14 protein-coding genes are annotated in these 15,311 nt (G+C 50.1%); 8 read left to right on the forward strand and 6 right to left on the reverse strand.

The genetic code is table 11. The annotated features are described in order from the left end of the window. The first annotated feature begins 71 nt into the window (after window positions 1–71). The 6 genes from J9260_RS01625 to J9260_RS01650 all read left to right on the forward strand — a co-directional run bounded on the left by J9260_RS01625 (window position 72) and on the right by J9260_RS01650 (window position 6,092). Window positions 72–992, forward strand: coding sequence for a branched-chain amino acid transaminase (locus J9260_RS01625; RefSeq protein WP_210219324.1), 921 nt, complete (start codon window positions 72–74; stop codon window positions 990–992). Between the two features lie 20 nt (window positions 993–1,012). Beyond that, entirely contained in the window at window positions 1,013–1,219 is a 207-nt protein-coding gene (locus J9260_RS01630; RefSeq protein WP_210219325.1) for a zinc-finger domain-containing protein, read from the forward strand. A 4-nt stretch (window positions 1,220–1,223) separates the two neighbouring features. Continuing rightward, on the forward strand, window positions 1,224–2,210 hold the full coding sequence (waaF, locus tag J9260_RS01635) for a lipopolysaccharide heptosyltransferase II (protein WP_210219326.1): 987 nt from the start codon (window positions 1,224–1,226) through the stop codon (window positions 2,208–2,210). Window positions 2,211–2,276: 66 nt separating this feature from the next. Next, window positions 2,277–2,750, forward strand: a complete 474-nt coding sequence (locus J9260_RS01640) for a hypothetical protein (protein ID WP_210219327.1) — start codon at window positions 2,277–2,279, stop codon at window positions 2,748–2,750. A gap of 13 nt (window positions 2,751–2,763) precedes the next feature. Next, window positions 2,764–4,635 carry a putative nucleotidyltransferase substrate binding domain-containing protein gene (locus J9260_RS01645; RefSeq protein ID WP_210219328.1) on the forward strand — a complete coding sequence of 624 codons (1,872 nt, stop codon included), beginning with the start codon at window positions 2,764–2,766 and terminating at the stop codon, window positions 4,633–4,635. A gap of 56 nt (window positions 4,636–4,691) precedes the next feature. After that, a complete protein-coding gene (locus J9260_RS01650; protein WP_210219329.1) occupies window positions 4,692–6,092 on the forward strand; it encodes a right-handed parallel beta-helix repeat-containing protein in 1,401 nt (466 codons plus the stop codon). Window positions 6,093–6,113: 21 nt separating this feature from the next. Here the strand turns inward: J9260_RS01650 and J9260_RS01655 are convergent, their stop codons facing one another. Further along, window positions 6,114–6,803, reverse strand: coding sequence for a DUF3108 domain-containing protein (locus J9260_RS01655; RefSeq protein WP_210219330.1), 690 nt, complete (start codon window positions 6,801–6,803; stop codon window positions 6,114–6,116). 257 nt (window positions 6,804–7,060) lie between these two features. Between J9260_RS01655 and trxA the strand changes: the two genes are divergently transcribed. Both trxA and rho read left to right on the forward strand, forming a co-directional pair. After that, on the forward strand, window positions 7,061–7,387 hold the full coding sequence (gene trxA / locus J9260_RS01660; protein ID WP_210219331.1) for a thioredoxin TrxA: 327 nt from the start codon (window positions 7,061–7,063) through the stop codon (window positions 7,385–7,387). Between the two features lie 294 nt (window positions 7,388–7,681). Continuing rightward, window positions 7,682–8,941: a transcription termination factor Rho gene (gene rho, locus J9260_RS01665; protein WP_210219332.1), complete on the forward strand. Its 1,260-nt coding sequence runs from the start codon at window positions 7,682–7,684 to the stop codon at window positions 8,939–8,941. Between the two features lie 27 nt (window positions 8,942–8,968). Here rho and hflX read toward each other — a convergent pair whose 3' ends face one another. The 5 genes from hflX to J9260_RS01690 all read right to left on the reverse strand — a co-directional run bounded on the left by hflX (window position 8,969) and on the right by J9260_RS01690 (window position 15,184). Further along, on the reverse strand, window positions 8,969–10,249 hold the full coding sequence (hflX, locus tag J9260_RS01670; protein WP_210219333.1) for a ribosome rescue GTPase HflX: 1,281 nt from the start codon (window positions 10,247–10,249) through the stop codon (window positions 8,969–8,971). Window positions 10,250–10,272: 23 nt separating this feature from the next. Then, window positions 10,273–10,503: an RNA chaperone Hfq gene (gene hfq / locus J9260_RS01675; RefSeq protein ID WP_028490436.1), complete on the reverse strand. Its 231-nt coding sequence runs from the start codon at window positions 10,501–10,503 to the stop codon at window positions 10,273–10,275. Window positions 10,504–10,659: 156 nt separating this feature from the next. Beyond that, the gene (gene miaA, locus J9260_RS01680) at window positions 10,660–11,586 is read right to left on the reverse strand and encodes a tRNA (adenosine(37)-N6)-dimethylallyltransferase MiaA (protein ID WP_210219334.1); all 927 of its coding nucleotides are present in this window, start codon (window positions 11,584–11,586) and stop codon (window positions 10,660–10,662) included. Then, the gene (mutL, locus tag J9260_RS01685) at window positions 11,583–13,403 is read right to left on the reverse strand and encodes a DNA mismatch repair endonuclease MutL (protein ID WP_210219335.1); all 1,821 of its coding nucleotides are present in this window, start codon (window positions 13,401–13,403) and stop codon (window positions 11,583–11,585) included. Before mutL ends, miaA begins: the two co-directional genes overlap by 4 nt. Then, window positions 13,403–15,184, reverse strand: a complete 1,782-nt coding sequence (locus J9260_RS01690) for a S1C family serine protease (RefSeq protein WP_210219336.1) — start codon at window positions 15,182–15,184, stop codon at window positions 13,403–13,405. Before J9260_RS01690 ends, mutL begins: the two co-directional genes overlap by 1 nt. Window positions 15,185–15,311 lie beyond the last annotated feature (127 nt).

Raw genomic sequence — 15,311 nt, forward strand, 5'->3', positions numbered from 1 at the left:
TCAACCTCTGGCAAGCTGTTGCGTCGACGTGTATCCTTCCATATTTAGTTTTTGACCTGTGGAGATGAGCGATGTCGATGTCTGACCGCGATGGCCTGATCTGGCTGGACGGCGAAATGGTGCCTTGGCGCGAAGCCAAAACCCACGTCTTAACCCATACCCTGCACTATGGCATGGGCGTTTTTGAAGGCGTGCGGGCGTATAAGACTGACCAAGGCACGGCAATTTTCCGCTTGCAAGATCATACCAACCGCCTGTTTAATTCCGCAAAAATCATGCGGATGCCAATGCCTTATAGCAAAGAGCAACTCAACGACGCGCAACGTGCCGCCGTGCGTGAAAATAATCTGGATTCCGCCTACATCCGCCCGATGTGTTTCTACGGGTCGGAAGGCATGGGCTTGCGTGCTGATAATCTGGAAACCCATGCAATGGTCGCCGCGTGGACATGGGGTTCTTACCTCGGCGCGGAAAACATGGAAAAAGGTATCCGCATCAAGACCTCTTCTTTCAACCGCCATCACGTCAATGTCACCATGTGCAAGGCGAAGGCCAACGGCAACTACATGAACTCCATGCTGGCGTTGCGTGAAGCGTTAGACGACGGTTATGACGAAGCATTAGTGCTGGACGTGGACGGTTTTGTGTCCGAAGGTAGTGCAGAAAACTTCTTCTTGGTCAAAGATGGCATTATTTATACCCCAGATCTGACCTCAGCACTGGATGGGATTACCCGTAAAACCGTGATCACCCTGGCGCGTGACTTGGGCTTTGAAGTCCGTGAAAAGCGCATTACCCGTGACGAAGTGTATGTGGCGGATGAAGCGTTCTTCACTGGAACCGCAGCGGAAGTTACCCCGATTCGTGAACTTGATCGTCGCGCTATTGGTTTAGGTACACGCGGCCCGATTACTGAGCAATTGCAAACTTTGTACTTGGATATTGTGCACGGTCGTTCTGAAAAATACCGCGACTGGCTGACCCTTGTTTAACAGATTATGTGGGAGGCTGTATGTCTGCACCGAGCATTGCTGATTACAAACGTTTGAATGACACCCGCGAAGTGGTGGTGAAGCGTCAGGACTTACCCTTGAGTTGCCCCACCGATGCGACGGCGTTGTGGTGTTCACACCCACGTGTGTCGTTGGCGATTGATACGAGTGCGGATAAAACGGCTCGTTGCCCTTATTGCGGTACGCTTTACCGTTTGATCGATTAACGCAATGGCGTTTTCCCCCCAACGTTGCCTGATCGTCGGCCCTTCGTGGGTCGGCGATATGGTGATGGCACAAAGCCTGTTCATGGCATTGAAAGACCGTTTCCCCGATTTGCAAATTGATGTGCTTGCGCCCGCGTGGAGCAAGCCGATATTGGCGGCAATGCCCGAAGTCCGTTCTGCCATTGAAATGCCGTTACAGCACGGCGAATTGGCATTGGGTAAGCGTTACCAACTCGGCAAAGTCTTGCGGGCGAATGCGTATGATTGGGCAATTGTATTACCGCGTTCGCTGAAAGCCGCGCTTGTGCCGTTCTGGGCAAACATTCCGGTGCGCACGGGGTTTAAGGGGGAAATGCGTTACGGCTTGCTGAATGATATTCGTCCTATGGATAAAACCGTGTTGACGATGACGGTGCAGCGGTTTGTGGCGTTAGGGTTGGCGAAGGATGCTACCTTGCCGCCGGAAATTCAGCAGCCGCGTTTGGTGGTGGAAAGAAACCCCTCTTCATCCCCAACCTCTCCCACGCTTGCCCTCAGCCCCGGTGCAGAATACGGTGGAGCTAAACGTTGGCCTGCCGAGTATTACGCCGCAGTTGCCCTGCATTACATCGCGCAAGGCGGGCAAGTGATCCTACTTGGCTCTGCTAAAGATACGCCCGTCACTGCGCAAATCGCCGCCGCTGTAAATTCCCCCGCTTGCCAAGACCTTGCAGGCAAAACCAGCATTCAGGAGGTGTTGGTATTACTCGCACAGGCCGATCAGGTGGTCAGCAATGACTCTGGCTTGATGCACGTTGCTGCCGCACTCGGCACACCCGTGATTGCCGTTTACGGCTCTTCTGACCCCACCTATACCCCGCCTTTAAGTGACAAAGCGCAAATCCTCTACCTTGGGTTGTCGTGCAGCCCGTGTTTCAAGCGCGAATGCCCGTTAGGGCATCTTGATTGCCTGAAAAAGATTGAACCACAACAGGTCATTTCTCACCTATAAGCATGATTTTGCAGACAGATCGTGTATGCTGTCATGCACAATGATGAGTCTGAAAAAGGAGTGTTTATGTTGCGTTGGTTCTTCGGTTTGTCGCTGCACATGCGTATTGCGATTATTCTTGCCCCCCTCTTGTCGATTGGTGGCTACGGCATGATGGATCTGTGGATGAATAAAGATGCACCTAAAAAAGAAAATCACGTTGCAATGCAGCAATTACTTGTCGAAGGTCAATGCTTGTTGGCAACAAACCAGTGTAAGCTCAAACACGACGCAATGCAGGTATCCATGACGCGAGTTGATGCGGGAAAAACAGGTGTAGTGCGGCTTGAAATAACTCCCAGTGTGCATATTCGTGGCGCACAAATGGCGTTAGTGCAAGCCGGTGTTGAGCATCAGGTTGTGGTAGAGCCGATGAAAAATGGTGAGGTTTGGTTCGCAGAGTTTCCAGAATCTTTGTTGAACCCTTCACCGTCAGCGTTGCGAATTGCACTGGCTCAGTTTGGGCGTGTGTCATTTGCCGAAATTCCGGCACAATTTTGAAGGTTAACTGCTGATGGATGTTGAACAGCTTGCAATCTGTGATTTTTTGGCGAAATGCCCACCACTAACTGATTTATCCGCTGATGTCCGCGAGGAAGTTGCGACGGTTTTGCAGGTGATGCGTTTTCGCAAGGGCGAGGAAATTCTGACGATCGGTGCGGATAATGCGTTTGCGTATTTGATTCGTGCTGGTGCGGTGGATGTCTTGCTGGAAAACGGCGACTGGTACGGGCGTTTCGGTGATAGTGATTGGGTTGGATATCGTTCTGTTATGCGCGGTGGCAAAGTCAGCATGACGGTACAGGCGATTGAAGACACGGTGTTGTATGCCGTGCCCGGTGCATTATTTTTGGATTTGATCGCGCGTTTTGAGCGCGTGCAGCAGTATTTTGCAGAGCGTAAGCCCGAACGTTTGCGTATCGCCTTGAAAGAAATTCGCGGTAATGATGGTTTGGCATTGGTAGCGATGCATGTGCGCGACTTGATGAAATTGCCAATGCTGGTGGGTAAAACCGAGAGTATTCAGCAAGTTGCTTGCCAAATGAACGATTACAATGCACAGGCGGCGATTGTGACGGAAGCCGATGGCAGTTTGTGCGGCATTGTCACAGATGTGGATTTCCGTAAGCGTGTGATTGCTGAAGGGCGTAGTACCAGCGCACCGATTGCCGATATTATGACCCTGAATCCGTTAACATTAGCTCCGCGTGATCAGGCATCGGAAGCTTTATTGCTCATGGCGCGACGCAATATTCGTCATTTGCCCGTGGTGGATAACGTCGATATTGTCGGTGTGGTGTCAGCGAGTGATTTATTGCGCACTCAAAGTAGCAGTGCGTTGTACTTGGTGGGTGATATTTTTGCGGCAAAAGATGTCGAGCGTTTAGCTGAGTTAAGCCAAAGTGTGCCGAAAATGTTGGTCAGTTTGGTGCGGCAGAGTTTGCCTGCTAACGATATTGGGCAATCCATTACCTCTGTAGGTCAGGCGATTGCCCGGCGTTTGTTGATGATGGCGGAACAGCAATTCGGTGCGCCACCCGTGCCGTATGCGTTCATCGTGGCAGGTTCAATGGCGCGTCGTGAGCAGACTGCGCATTCTGACCAAGATAACGGCATGATTTTGTCGGATGCTTATAACGAGGCGGAACACGGTGATTATTTCCGTGCTATCGCGAAATACGTCAGCGATGGTTTGAATGCGTGTGGCTATGTGTACTGCCCCGGTGATGTCATGGCAACCAATGATCAATGGCGGCAACCGTTGTCGGTATGGCGCGGGTATTTCGCCAATTGGATTGAAAATCCGCAACCTAAAGCCCTGATGTACGCAAGTATCTTCTTTGATTTGCGTTGCTTGCACGGTGATAAACGTTTGCTGGATGAGTTGCAGGCGGAAATTCTTGCAAAAACCAAGGTGCAAACCTTGTTCCAAGCGTTTATGGCGGGTAATGCCTTGAGTCATAAACCGCCGATTGGGTTCTTCCGTGGTTTCGTGCTCGATAAAGACAGCAAAGATGCCCAAGCCGACAAGGGCATGGACATGAAAAAGCGCGGTGTCGTGCCGGTTATTGATTTAGCACGGTTATATGCATTGGCTGGTGGAATTGCCCCGATTAATACTTGGGAGCGTCTTGAAGCGATTGCTGACGCGGGTTTAATGACGCGCACCACGGTCGATGACTTGCGTGATGCGTTTGAATTCATCAGCATGGTACGTTTGCAGCATCAGGCTAAGCAAATTGAAAATGGGCAAAAACCTAACAATTACGTGCCGCCGGAAGAGTTATCAGCATTAGAGCGTCGCCATTTAAAAGATGCGTTTGAAGTTATCGCCACCATGCAAGAAAGTATGGCAAGTCGTTATCAAGCTGACAGATTCCGATAAATGGTCTATCTTTCCCGTTAATCGGCGTATTGCCGTGGGCTATGGGGAAGATGATTATGGGCGACGCTATCACCAGTGCGCAGAGCAATATTCAGGCTCTGCGCACTCAAGCACAGGATTTGCAGTTAAAAGCTAGCAAAGCGCAAGAATACATTGATCAACAGCAAACGCGCCGTGACAAATTGTTGGCGGAGCGTGACGCTTATGTGAAGCAAAACCCTTCTGCGGCGGTTTTAGTTACGACTTCAGTCGCGGTAGAGCCTTCCGCTGCACAGGAGCCATCCGGCTGTTTATTTGCGGCAAAATCGAAAACCAAGTCATCCACTAAAACGGCTGCGCCCCCGGCGAATGCGGCAGCACACCCTAAATTGATGCAGTTAAACACCCAAATCGCGGATTGCGATAATCTCATTGGGGTGTGGCAAAAACGGCTGCAAGAATACACCAGCATGGCTGAGAAATTGACGAACGATGCCAATACGCTGGAGCAGCGTGGGCAAACCCCACCGACAAATACGCAAACGCCCACGACTACAACGCCTAGCGCGGTATTGCGTCGTACTGATATTCACGCACCGCCGCAAAACGAAGTGCTAGATCAAGGGTTCACCGCCGATGCGATTCATGTGCGCCGTAGTGACCAGAAAATCACCGGCAATACCATTCGCGACAGTATTTTAGACACTGAATATGGTAAAACGCACGATTTGGCGCAACAAGCCCACCGTGACGCGATTCAGTTGATTCCGGCAGATCAGTTTGCGGCGGGTGAACTTGAAAATCTCACCATCAGTAACAACACCATTGAGTCGACGGGTAAGCTGCAAGGCATTTTTGGCTCAGATGGCGTATTCCGCAATCTCACGATCCGCGATAATGTGATTGCTACTGCATCTGATCATAAAATCACCTTGAACGGTTTGGTTGGCACGGCGAATCACATTGAAAATAACCGTGATGCCAGCGGGCAATTGCTGGCGGTACAACTCAATCCAATCCGTTTAGGCGGCAATCTGGCGACAGGTAATGTGTGGATTTTATCGGTGAGTGCGGCTGATGCGCAGCAATACGGCTATCATCCCATTATCACGGGCGCGGATGGTGTACAGCATATTCACGATGCCCGTAGCACGCCGCAGCAACGTGATCGGGTAAATGGCGATGTGAATTTAACCGATTTCCCCTTGGGTGAGTACAAGCAGCAATTACGCAGTATGACCATTGCGGAATTGCTGGCGCAGGATTCAACCTTAGATACAGCGGTAAATGCGTGGTTGGTGCGCATTGTTGGGGTATTGCCCGGTTCGCCCAATATTGCGGCTCGCATTGAGCAAACCCGTGCGGCGTATTTGGCGCAACGTGAGATTGCGATTAGTGCGTTAGCGGCGCACAGTGCCGATTTGCAGAATTTCTTTATTCAGGCGTTGGCGAAGTGGATGGCGGAGCAGAGTAAATAACTCGCCCAGCCAGTGTCGGATTTAGCGTGCTTGGTGGCGTGTTAAGGTCACTTCAATGACTTCATCATCGTCACGGTGCGCTGCCCGTACAATGTGGTAATGGAGGCTAGGTGCAAGCCATACGGTAGTCTGTCGCTTACCGTCGTCAGCGGTGACTTGCACTTTTTCGCATTCGTAGCTTCCGGCTGGCGTTTCTAAGGTTTCTGTGCCGAGTTTTTGGAAGCGATATGGCTTGATTTTGCCTCTGGATGCCACTTGGTAGTTGAGCGGTTTGCCACTGGCGAGATCGTCCATCAAGCGTAATTCCAGCAAGGCAGAGTCAATGGTGTCGGCAGGGGCACTGAGATCGTAAGGTTTCGACTCGTATTGTCCTGTAACTCGTGTGGGGCTGGTGAACGTGAATTCATCGCGGCGGTCTTTGCGCTTACTTTTGTGATGATGCAGGTAATGTTGCGCAGACAGTTGTTCGCCTTGTTTGCTGCCGGTGCTGCGTTCGGTGAGGGTGTCGCCGCTCAACATTGCTGCCAAGCCATTGGCTTTGGTGAGTTTTTGGTAAGTGTAGCCCGTGGCGGTGTATTTCAGGCTTGAGTCCATACCGCCTAGTGTCATGCCGTTCACGCTCACTGCGTAACTGGCTTGAAAGGGGACGGGGGCAGCCAAACCTAGTGCAGGAGCAAGGATTAGGGTAAGTGCAGGTAGTAAACGTTTCATCGGTGAATCCTTTTACGGTGTTATTTGTTGGGTATTGACCACGGTGGTGGAGGTAAGTTCGTTGATGTTACCGCCCCATCTATCAATAAAACATGTGTTCTTACCCAAAAATACTACAAAGATGTCTTAAAATATTAGAGAATCGTCAAGATCAATCAGAATGACCCAACAATGCGGGGTTGTTGCTGATCAGTCAGCGCGATGATGGCCGTTATGGCCTTGTTGCATAGCATTGAAAATTCAGGGAGAACTCTTTCGTGAGTAAAAACATTATTCAACTTTCCGATGCCACTTTTGAGCAGGAAGTTCTTAAATCTACCACGCCGGTATTGGTTGATTATTGGGCCGAATGGTGCGGGCCATGCAAAATGATTGCACCACTTTTGGACGAAATCGCTACAGAGTTTGCTGGCAAACTGGTGGTGGCGAAGTTGAACATTGACAATAATACGGCTACCCCGCCACGTTATGGCATTCGCGGCATTCCTACGCTGATGCTGTTTAAAAATGGCGAAGTTGCTGCCACTAAAGTGGGCGCATTGAATAAATCACAGTTGACCGCATTCCTCAACCAGAACCTGTAATGCGCGTATACCCTCGTGTTAGCGGCTTTTTTGCAATGCGGCACGGGGGTATTACACTTTTTACTGGACGCAACGGGTTGTGCGTGCTAACTTTAACCCACTTGAATCTGCATCCAGATTCATTCCTGAAAATCCTGTCTCGTGTTCTTAATCGTAGATTCCTGTATAGGCTTAATTTGGCGCAAGTCATAATATTTTAGCCGTGGGCATTCGACCATTATTTTCTGATTGAGAAAATCCCCGCGAGTAGGTGCTTCCTGATTGTAATACATTGTCTCTATCGACTTATCATCTATGAATTTGTCTGAATTAAAAAAGAAATCTGCTGCCGAAGTCTTTGAAATGGCTCAGGCGATGGGTATTGAAAGCATCTCCCGTACACGTAAGCAAGACATTATCTTCGCCTTGTTGAAAGCTAACGCTGCCAACAACGTTGATATTCATGGCGACGGCGTGCTTGAAATTTTGCAAGATGGCTTCGGCTTTTTGCGCTCGGATGACTCCAGTTATCTGGCTGGGGCAGACGATATTTACGTTTCGCCTAGTCAAATACGCCGCTTTGGGTTGCGCACGGGGGATACCGTATCCGGTAAAATCCGTCCGCCTAAAGACAATGAGCGTTATTTTGCGTTACTCAAAGTAGACACCATTAACTTTGAGCCGCCAGAAAGTGCGCGTAATAAAATTGCCTTTGAAAACCTGACACCGCTGCACGCGGATAAGCGGATGCGCATGGAGCGCGGTAACGGGAGTCGTGAAGACATTACCGCCCGTGTTATCGACATTGTTGCGCCGTATGGTAAAGGTCAGCGTGGTTTGATTATTGCACCGCCAAAAGCGGGTAAAACCATCATGCTGCAAAACATTGCGCAAAGCATTGCCTCGAATTACCCGGAAAGCTATCTGATCGTTTTGCTGATTGATGAGCGTCCTGAAGAAGTGACTGAAATGCAACGTATGGTGCATGGTGAAGTTGTTTCTTCCACCTTTGATGAGCCAGCCGCACGCCATGTGCAAGTCGCTGAAATGGTGATTGAAAAAGCCAAGCGTCTGGTTGAACACAAACGTGACGTGGTGATTTTGCTGGACTCCATTACCCGTTTAGCGCGTGCTTACAATACGGTTGTACCATCGTCGGGTAAAGTATTGACCGGTGGTGTTGACGCAAATGCCTTACACCGTCCAAAACGCTTCTTTGGTGCGGCGCGTAATATTGAAGAGGGTGGTAGTTTAACCATTATTGCCACGGCTTTGATTGATACCGGTTCCAAAATGGACGAGGTTATCTACGAAGAATTCAAAGGTACGGGTAATATGGAAATCCACTTGGATCGCCGTATTGCTGAAAAGCGCGTATTCCCAGCGATTAATATTAACCGCTCCGGTACACGTCGTGAAGAACTGTTAACCACGCAAGACGAGCTGCAAACGCTGTGGGTGTTGCGTAAGTTCTTGCATGGTATGGATGACCTGGAAGCAATGGAATTGCTGTTCGACAAGTTGTCGAAGACTAAGACTAACAGTGAATTCTTTGACGTAATGCGTCGGGGTTAATAGGTGGGGGCGTAGCGCATACGCCCCTTACAGGTCGTCTAGCGACAGATTTTCTTCACGTAGATATTGTTCCAGTCGTCGCTGGTCGATGCTCACCTCAAGGCTGAAATCGCCGGTTTCGGTTACACTTTCCTGCTGAATCGCTTTATCGGTGTAAAGCTTGGCGCGTAAACGTGCGTGCTGTGGCTTAATGGTGAGCGTGCCTTTGAAAATGGTTCCAGCAAAGTATTCACCCAAGTATTCGAGCAAGGCTTCTAAACCGAGATTATTACTTGCGGATACATAAATGCGGGTGGGATTTGTGCCTGTGCCGACTTCAATGTGTGGCTCTTGTCCACCAAGATCAATTTTATTCATCACTTCGATTTGCGGGACGTGTTCCGCGCCAATTTCGGCAATGACTTTGTTGACCTGTTCACGGTAAAGCTCTAGCTGATCATCGTGGCTATCAATAACGTGCAGTAGTAAATCCGCATCAATAGTTTCTTGCAGGGTAGAGCGGAATGCTGCGACTAAATCATGAGGTAGATGGCGAATAAAGCCTACGGTATCTGCGAGAATGATTTCACGCTGATTGGGCAGTTTTACACGCCGTAATGTAGGGTCTAGGGTGGCGAAGAGCTGATTCGCGACGTAGACGTTGGCTTGCGTCAGCGCATTGAAGAGCGTGGATTTGCCCGCATTGGTGTAGCCCACCAGTGAAACGGTAGGAATTTCAGCTTTTTTGCGGGATTGCCGACCTTGCTCGCGCTGATTTTGGACTTTTTCGAGGCGTTTGGTGATTTGTTTGATGCGTTCGCCAATTAAACGGCGGTCGGTTTCAAGCTGGGTTTCACCGGGGCCGCGCAGACCAATACCACCTTTCTGACGTTCAAGGTGAGTCCAGCCACGAACTAAGCGCGTGGTCAGGTGCTTGAGTTGCGCCAATTCAACTTGCAATTTACCGTCGTGACTTTGGGCGCGTTGCGCAAAAATATCCAAAATCAAGCCCGTGCGATCCAATACGCGGCATTGCAAAAGCTTTTCTAAATTGCGTTCTTGAGCGGGGGATAGGTTGTGATCAAAGATGACCAAGTTGGCATCTTGTAGCTCGCGCAATTGCCGAATTTCTTCAGCTTTACCTTCACCGACGAAATAACGTGGGTCTGGATTTTGGCGACTACCTTTAATAAAGCCTACAACGGCTGCACCAGCAGAGCGGGCTAATTCGATAAACTCATTTTCATCTTGAGCAGACTTTGCCGATTTGAAACTGACTTGAACGAGTATGGCATTTTCGCCCCCTTGTGGGCGTTCAAACAGTTCCAATCGGCAATATTCCTATGGTTGGCTTATTCTTCTGGAGCTAAAGCCAACTTAATCGGACGCGCAGGCACGATCGTGGAAATAGCATGTTTATAAACCAACTGGCTGACAGTGTTACCCAGCAGGACAACGAATTGGTCAAATGACTCTACATGGCCTTGCAGCTTGATGCCGTTAACAAGGTAAATGGAGACTGGAATCCGTTCCTTTCTCAGAGCATTAAGGAAGGGTTCTTGTAATGTGTGCCCTTTCGACATGAGCTTCTCCTAAAAATAATTCTCGGGTTTGTGGTTGTTTTAGTCTCACAACGTGTTAAGGGGTTGGTTGTGAGCCTGTCGCTTCTTTCCTTCGACGCTTAAAAGCTTAACAGCTTTATCGTCTCACCAAAACGTCAGTTTATCGGACATATCCTTTTATCCGTCTATAAACGCTGAAACGTTGCTGATAAGCGATGGAAGGTTACATTTTTGTGGATTATACACGGAAATATCCTTTTCGGAACGTAACCAAGTCATTTGGCGTTTAGCAAGCTGCCGTGTCGCGACAATAGCACGATCACGCATTTGAGTGTAGTCCATTTTTCCATTTAGATAATCCCAAACTTGGCGGTAGCCAACGGCTCGTACCGCTGGCAGGTGGGTGTCAAGATCACCGCGCTGCCATAATTGCCGTACTTCCTCGATTAATCCTTGCGCTAACATCTGATCAAAACGTAACGCAAGGCGTTGGTGTAGCCATGCGCGGTCGTCGGGAATTAATGCAATTTTTAATAGCTGATAGGGGCAGGCATCGTGCCAAGCGGCTTGTTGTAATTCGGTGAGGGATTTGCCGCTTAATTCGTAAACCTCCAATGCGCGTTGTAAACGTTGTGAGTCATTGGGGTGAATGCGTTGCGCGGCAACCGGGTCAATGCTGGCTAAACGCTCGTGTAACGCCTGCCAGCCGTATTGTGCCGCTTCCGCTTCAAGGCGGGTGCGAATCGCGGGGTCAGCTTCGGGAAGGTCGGATAAGCCGTATTCAAGCGCACGAAAGTACAGCATCGTGCCGCCCACCAACAATGGAATCCGTCCTTGCGCAGTAATCTCAGTCATTTCACGCAAGGCATCGTTACGAAAGTCTGCTGCTGAGTAAGGTTGCGCGGGGTCAAGAAAGTCGATCAGGCGATGCGGTGCATTTGCCAGCGTGGCTGCGTCAGGTTTAGCACTGCCAATCTCCATGCCGCGATACACCAGTGCGGAATCGACGCTAATAATCTCGACCGGAAAATGTTTGCGTAATTCCACCGCGAGGTCGGTTTTGCCACTGCCGGTCGGCCCCATAATGCAGATGGCTTTCATCATCGTCCCCGCAAGAATAATTTGTCGATGTGATCCAGCGTCATGCTTGTCCAAGTTGGGCGGCCGTGATTGCATTGTCCGCTGCGTTCGGTGCGTTCCATATCGCGTAATAAAGCATTCATTTCGGGAATGCTGAGTTTACGGTTGGCACGTACTGAGCCGTGGCAAGCCATCGTAGCGAGAATTTCGTTCATGGCGTGTTGAATGCGATTGCTGGAGCCGTGAGTAATCAAATCAGCCAGCACATCACGCACCAGTGCCTCCGCGTCCGAAGCTTTTAACAAGCTGGGCACGGCGCGGATCGTGAGTTTTTCCATACCTAGTCGATCTAGCTCAAAGCCCAAGGTGCGGAATGTATCAGCGTATTGTTCGGCGTAATCGGCTTCTTTTTTGCTGACATTCACGGTGCTGGGAACCAGTAACGGTTGGGAGCGAATCGTGTCTTGCGCCATGCTTTGCTTGAGGTATTCGTAGGTAATGCGTTCGTGGGCAGCGTGCATATCGACGATAATTAAGCCCTCAGCGTTTTGCGCTAGGATGTAAATGCCGTGCAGTTGGGCAATGGCATAGCCGAGTGGAGGGAGGTCGGTTGTTTCGGTGCTGTTTACCGGCGTAATGTTTTCGACAGGTTGGCAGAGTTGTTGATAAACCGCCATTTGCTCACGCACAGGCATTTGCAAACGCGGTTGATGGTGCGCCTGATAAACTGGACGCGAAGGAGTGCTCTCTTGCCCCTTCCCCCCTTGCGGGGGAAGGTTGGGATGGGGGGTATCCGGCACTTGTGCCGGAATCTGCACTGGTGCATCCACCTCATCCCCCGGTCGAATATCCGCCAAAGCCTGATGCAAGGTACGAAACAAAAAGTCGTGTACTAAACGTCCTTCCCTAAACCGCACTTCTTGCTTGGTCGGGTGCGCATTAGCATCCACCAGTTGCGGATTTAGCTCTAAAAATAGCACGAAAGCCGGATGCCGCCCGTGGTACATCACGTCTTGGTAGGCTTGTTTCACTGCATGGCTAATTAGGCGATCCCGCACATGACGGCTATTGACGTAAAAATATTGCAGGTCTGCTTGCGAACGTGAAAACGTCGGCAACCCAACCCAGCCCCACAAACGTAAGCCAGCAGCCTCGTAATCCAGATATAAACTTTGTTCCACAAACGCGCTGCCACAGATTTCTGCAATCCGGCGTTCTGCACCACTGCGATCATCGGCTGCACGTAACCGTAAGGTGTTTTTTTGGTTGTGGTTAAGTTCAAAACTGACATCAAAGCGACTGAGTGCGATGCGTCTTACCGTATCTTCAATGTGCCCGAATTCGGTTTTTTCGGTTTTGAGGAATTTACGGCGTGCGGGCGTGTTAAAAAATAAATCAGCGACATCGACGCTAGTACCGATAGCGTGTGCACTGGGTTCAGGTGAGCCGAAAGCATCTTGCCCATCACCGAATAATGACCAGCCATTTTCTGCCGTTTGGTGGCGAGAACTGAGCACCAGTCGTGAAACCGATGCAATACTAGGTAAGGCTTCGCCGCGAAAACCGAGGCTACGCACTTGTTCCAGATCGTCAAGACTGGCAATTTTGCTGGTGGCGTGACGGCTTAGTGCCAATGCCAACTCTTCGCAGGGAATGCCGCTGCCATTATCGCGGATGCGAATGCGTTTGCTACCGCCTTGCTCAATGTCGATCTCGATGCGGGTAGACCCCGCATCGAGCGCGTTTTCCAGCAATTCCTTGACCACGGAAGCGGGGCGTTCAACCACCTCGCCTGCGGCGATTTGGTTGATCAGGTGGCTGGGAAGCTGGCGTATCGGCATTAGTGTGCCGGTGCAGTGCTAGGTACGGTTGCTGGAGCCGGTGGCGTGACAGGTGTTGGTACAACCGCAGCGGGTGGCGGTGTGACAGCTGCTGGTGCAACTGGCGTAACCGCTGCTGGTGTAACCGCAGTAGTCGTGTTAACTGTGCCGCCAGCCGGGGCTTGCAAATCTTTGGAGCGATCTGAGCCAATACCGTATTGCTTGAGAATATCCGGTTGGCGTGCCAAAGCTTCTTTGCGGTCAATTACGATCTGGTAATCATCTGCGCCTTCGAGCGTGATGAAATCAGCGGTGGATGCCTGAATCCGCTCGAATAAGTCACGGAAACTGTGGATTTCCACATCGTCCATTTTTTCGATCAATAAACGCGAATCCTGATGGTGATCTTTGTTGATGTCAGCGGGCAGAACCTGCGCCATGATGACTGCTTCTTGGCGTTGTTCGCTAGGAGCTTCGTAAGTAAGTGCGCCGATGCGTGCCGGGGTGGCTTCCATCGCGTCAATCACATCTTGGTTTAATGGCATGAACACAAAACCGCCAAAGATGAAATAGCTGGGCTGTTTGTCGTATTGATTGGGTTTGACCAATAAGTATTCTCTGCCCGGTTTGTCGAGCAACAAGCTGACATCTTGGGTCTTGCCTTGGCGGATAATTTTGAAGGTAATATTTTCGCCAATCTGATGCATGTCGATGTAATGGGTGTGGTCGATAAATTCGCCGGGGCGGAATTCAACCGTGCCGTTGTTTTCGAGTTTGTGTCCGTCAATTTCGGTCACAATATCACCGATCTGAATTTTGCCGTCAGCCGGGGATTTTTTATAAATTTTATGCACTAAAATCCCGGTTTCTTGGTCTTGCAAACCGTAGCGACGACGCATGGATGGGTTTTCCAGCGATTGTGTTAAGAAGCCGTGGAAGCCGTAACCGTCAACTTTGCCATCTTTCACGTCATTCAATACGTGGCGAATAATCGGGATGGGGATCATATAACCAATGTTTTCGGTCAGGAAGTTGGATTGCATCGCAACCCCCACCACTTTGCCATCAGAAATCACCGGGCCGCCGCTGTTGCCGAAGTTAATTGCTGCGTCAACCTGCACTGCGATTAGGTTTTCGCCGGTATGCACGTAATTTTGTTTTTCGATGCGTGAAACCACCCCGCGCGTTACGCTCAAGGTGTTGCCGCCAATCGGGAAGCCGTACACTTCCACTTGTTGCTGCATTTTGGGTAGATCGCCTAGTTCCAATGCCGGAATGTCTTTGTAAGTGTCGACTGCTTTCGGGCGTACCAACGCTAGGTCAGATTCGTGGGAAACGTAGATAACTTCGGCTTCGTAGCGTTTGGTTTCGCCGTGACGCTGCACTTCCAGGAATGTGGCATTCGCGATGACGTGGGCATTGGTTAAAATCAGATTGCCTTCAATCAGCAAGCCAGAGCCAGAGCCTTGACGTGAATCGGAATTCCACGGCGATAAAGTGTTGTGAACGTGTTGCACTGCATGAATTTTGACCACTGCATTTTTGATTTTTTCGCGTGGGTCATTACCGTCTTGGGTAACATCCATTGGTTGTAATGCTGTGGCGGTAGCTGGAGCTGGTGCAGCATTCGCAGCAGGATTGGTTGCCGGAGCATTGGGTTGCGCGGGCGGTTCCCCGGCAGGCGTGGCCGGTTGGGTGGTGGCGTGAACAGCAGGAGGCAAGCCAATTTCTGCTAATAATTGAGGTGATGTGCTAACCCCAAGGCAAGCGAGTGCCGTTGAAATAATAATTGCGTGGCGCATTTAACGTGTCCTTTGAGAAATAATCATAGCCCAGAATGAGAGGGGACGGTAATTGTCAGAACTATAACGTATCCATTAATAGAGTGAAAACACTTTAATCTGACGGTAATGTATCGGTTTTTAAGGT

The organism is Thiothrix unzii, from assembly GCF_017901175.1.
In the GTDB taxonomy this organism is placed as follows: Bacteria; Pseudomonadota; Gammaproteobacteria; order Thiotrichales; family Thiotrichaceae; genus Thiothrix; species Thiothrix unzii.

Coding starts and splice junctions, on each gene's coding strand:
- miaA (WP_210219334.1), bottom strand. CDS start 11,586: ATGATGAAAGCCATCTGCATTATGGGGCCGACCGGCAGTGGCAAAACC.
- rho (WP_210219332.1), top strand. CDS start 7,682: ATGAATTTGTCTGAATTAAAAAAGAAATCTGCTGCCGAAGTCTTTGAA.
- J9260_RS01625 (WP_210219324.1), top strand. CDS start 72: ATGTCGATGTCTGACCGCGATGGCCTGATCTGGCTGGACGGCGAAATG.
- waaF (WP_210219326.1), top strand. CDS start 1,224: ATGGCGTTTTCCCCCCAACGTTGCCTGATCGTCGGCCCTTCGTGGGTC.
- J9260_RS01650 (WP_210219329.1), top strand. CDS start 4,692: ATGGGCGACGCTATCACCAGTGCGCAGAGCAATATTCAGGCTCTGCGC.
- hfq (WP_028490436.1), bottom strand. CDS start 10,503: ATGTCGAAAGGGCACACATTACAAGAACCCTTCCTTAATGCTCTGAGA.
- J9260_RS01640 (WP_210219327.1), top strand. CDS start 2,277: ATGTTGCGTTGGTTCTTCGGTTTGTCGCTGCACATGCGTATTGCGATT.
- J9260_RS01690 (WP_210219336.1), bottom strand. CDS start 15,184: ATGCGCCACGCAATTATTATTTCAACGGCACTCGCTTGCCTTGGGGTT.
- J9260_RS01645 (WP_210219328.1), top strand. CDS start 2,764: ATGGATGTTGAACAGCTTGCAATCTGTGATTTTTTGGCGAAATGCCCA.
- J9260_RS01630 (WP_210219325.1), top strand. CDS start 1,013: ATGTCTGCACCGAGCATTGCTGATTACAAACGTTTGAATGACACCCGC.
- J9260_RS01655 (WP_210219330.1), bottom strand. CDS start 6,803: ATGAAACGTTTACTACCTGCACTTACCCTAATCCTTGCTCCTGCACTA.
- mutL (WP_210219335.1), bottom strand. CDS start 13,403: ATGCCGATACGCCAGCTTCCCAGCCACCTGATCAACCAAATCGCCGCA.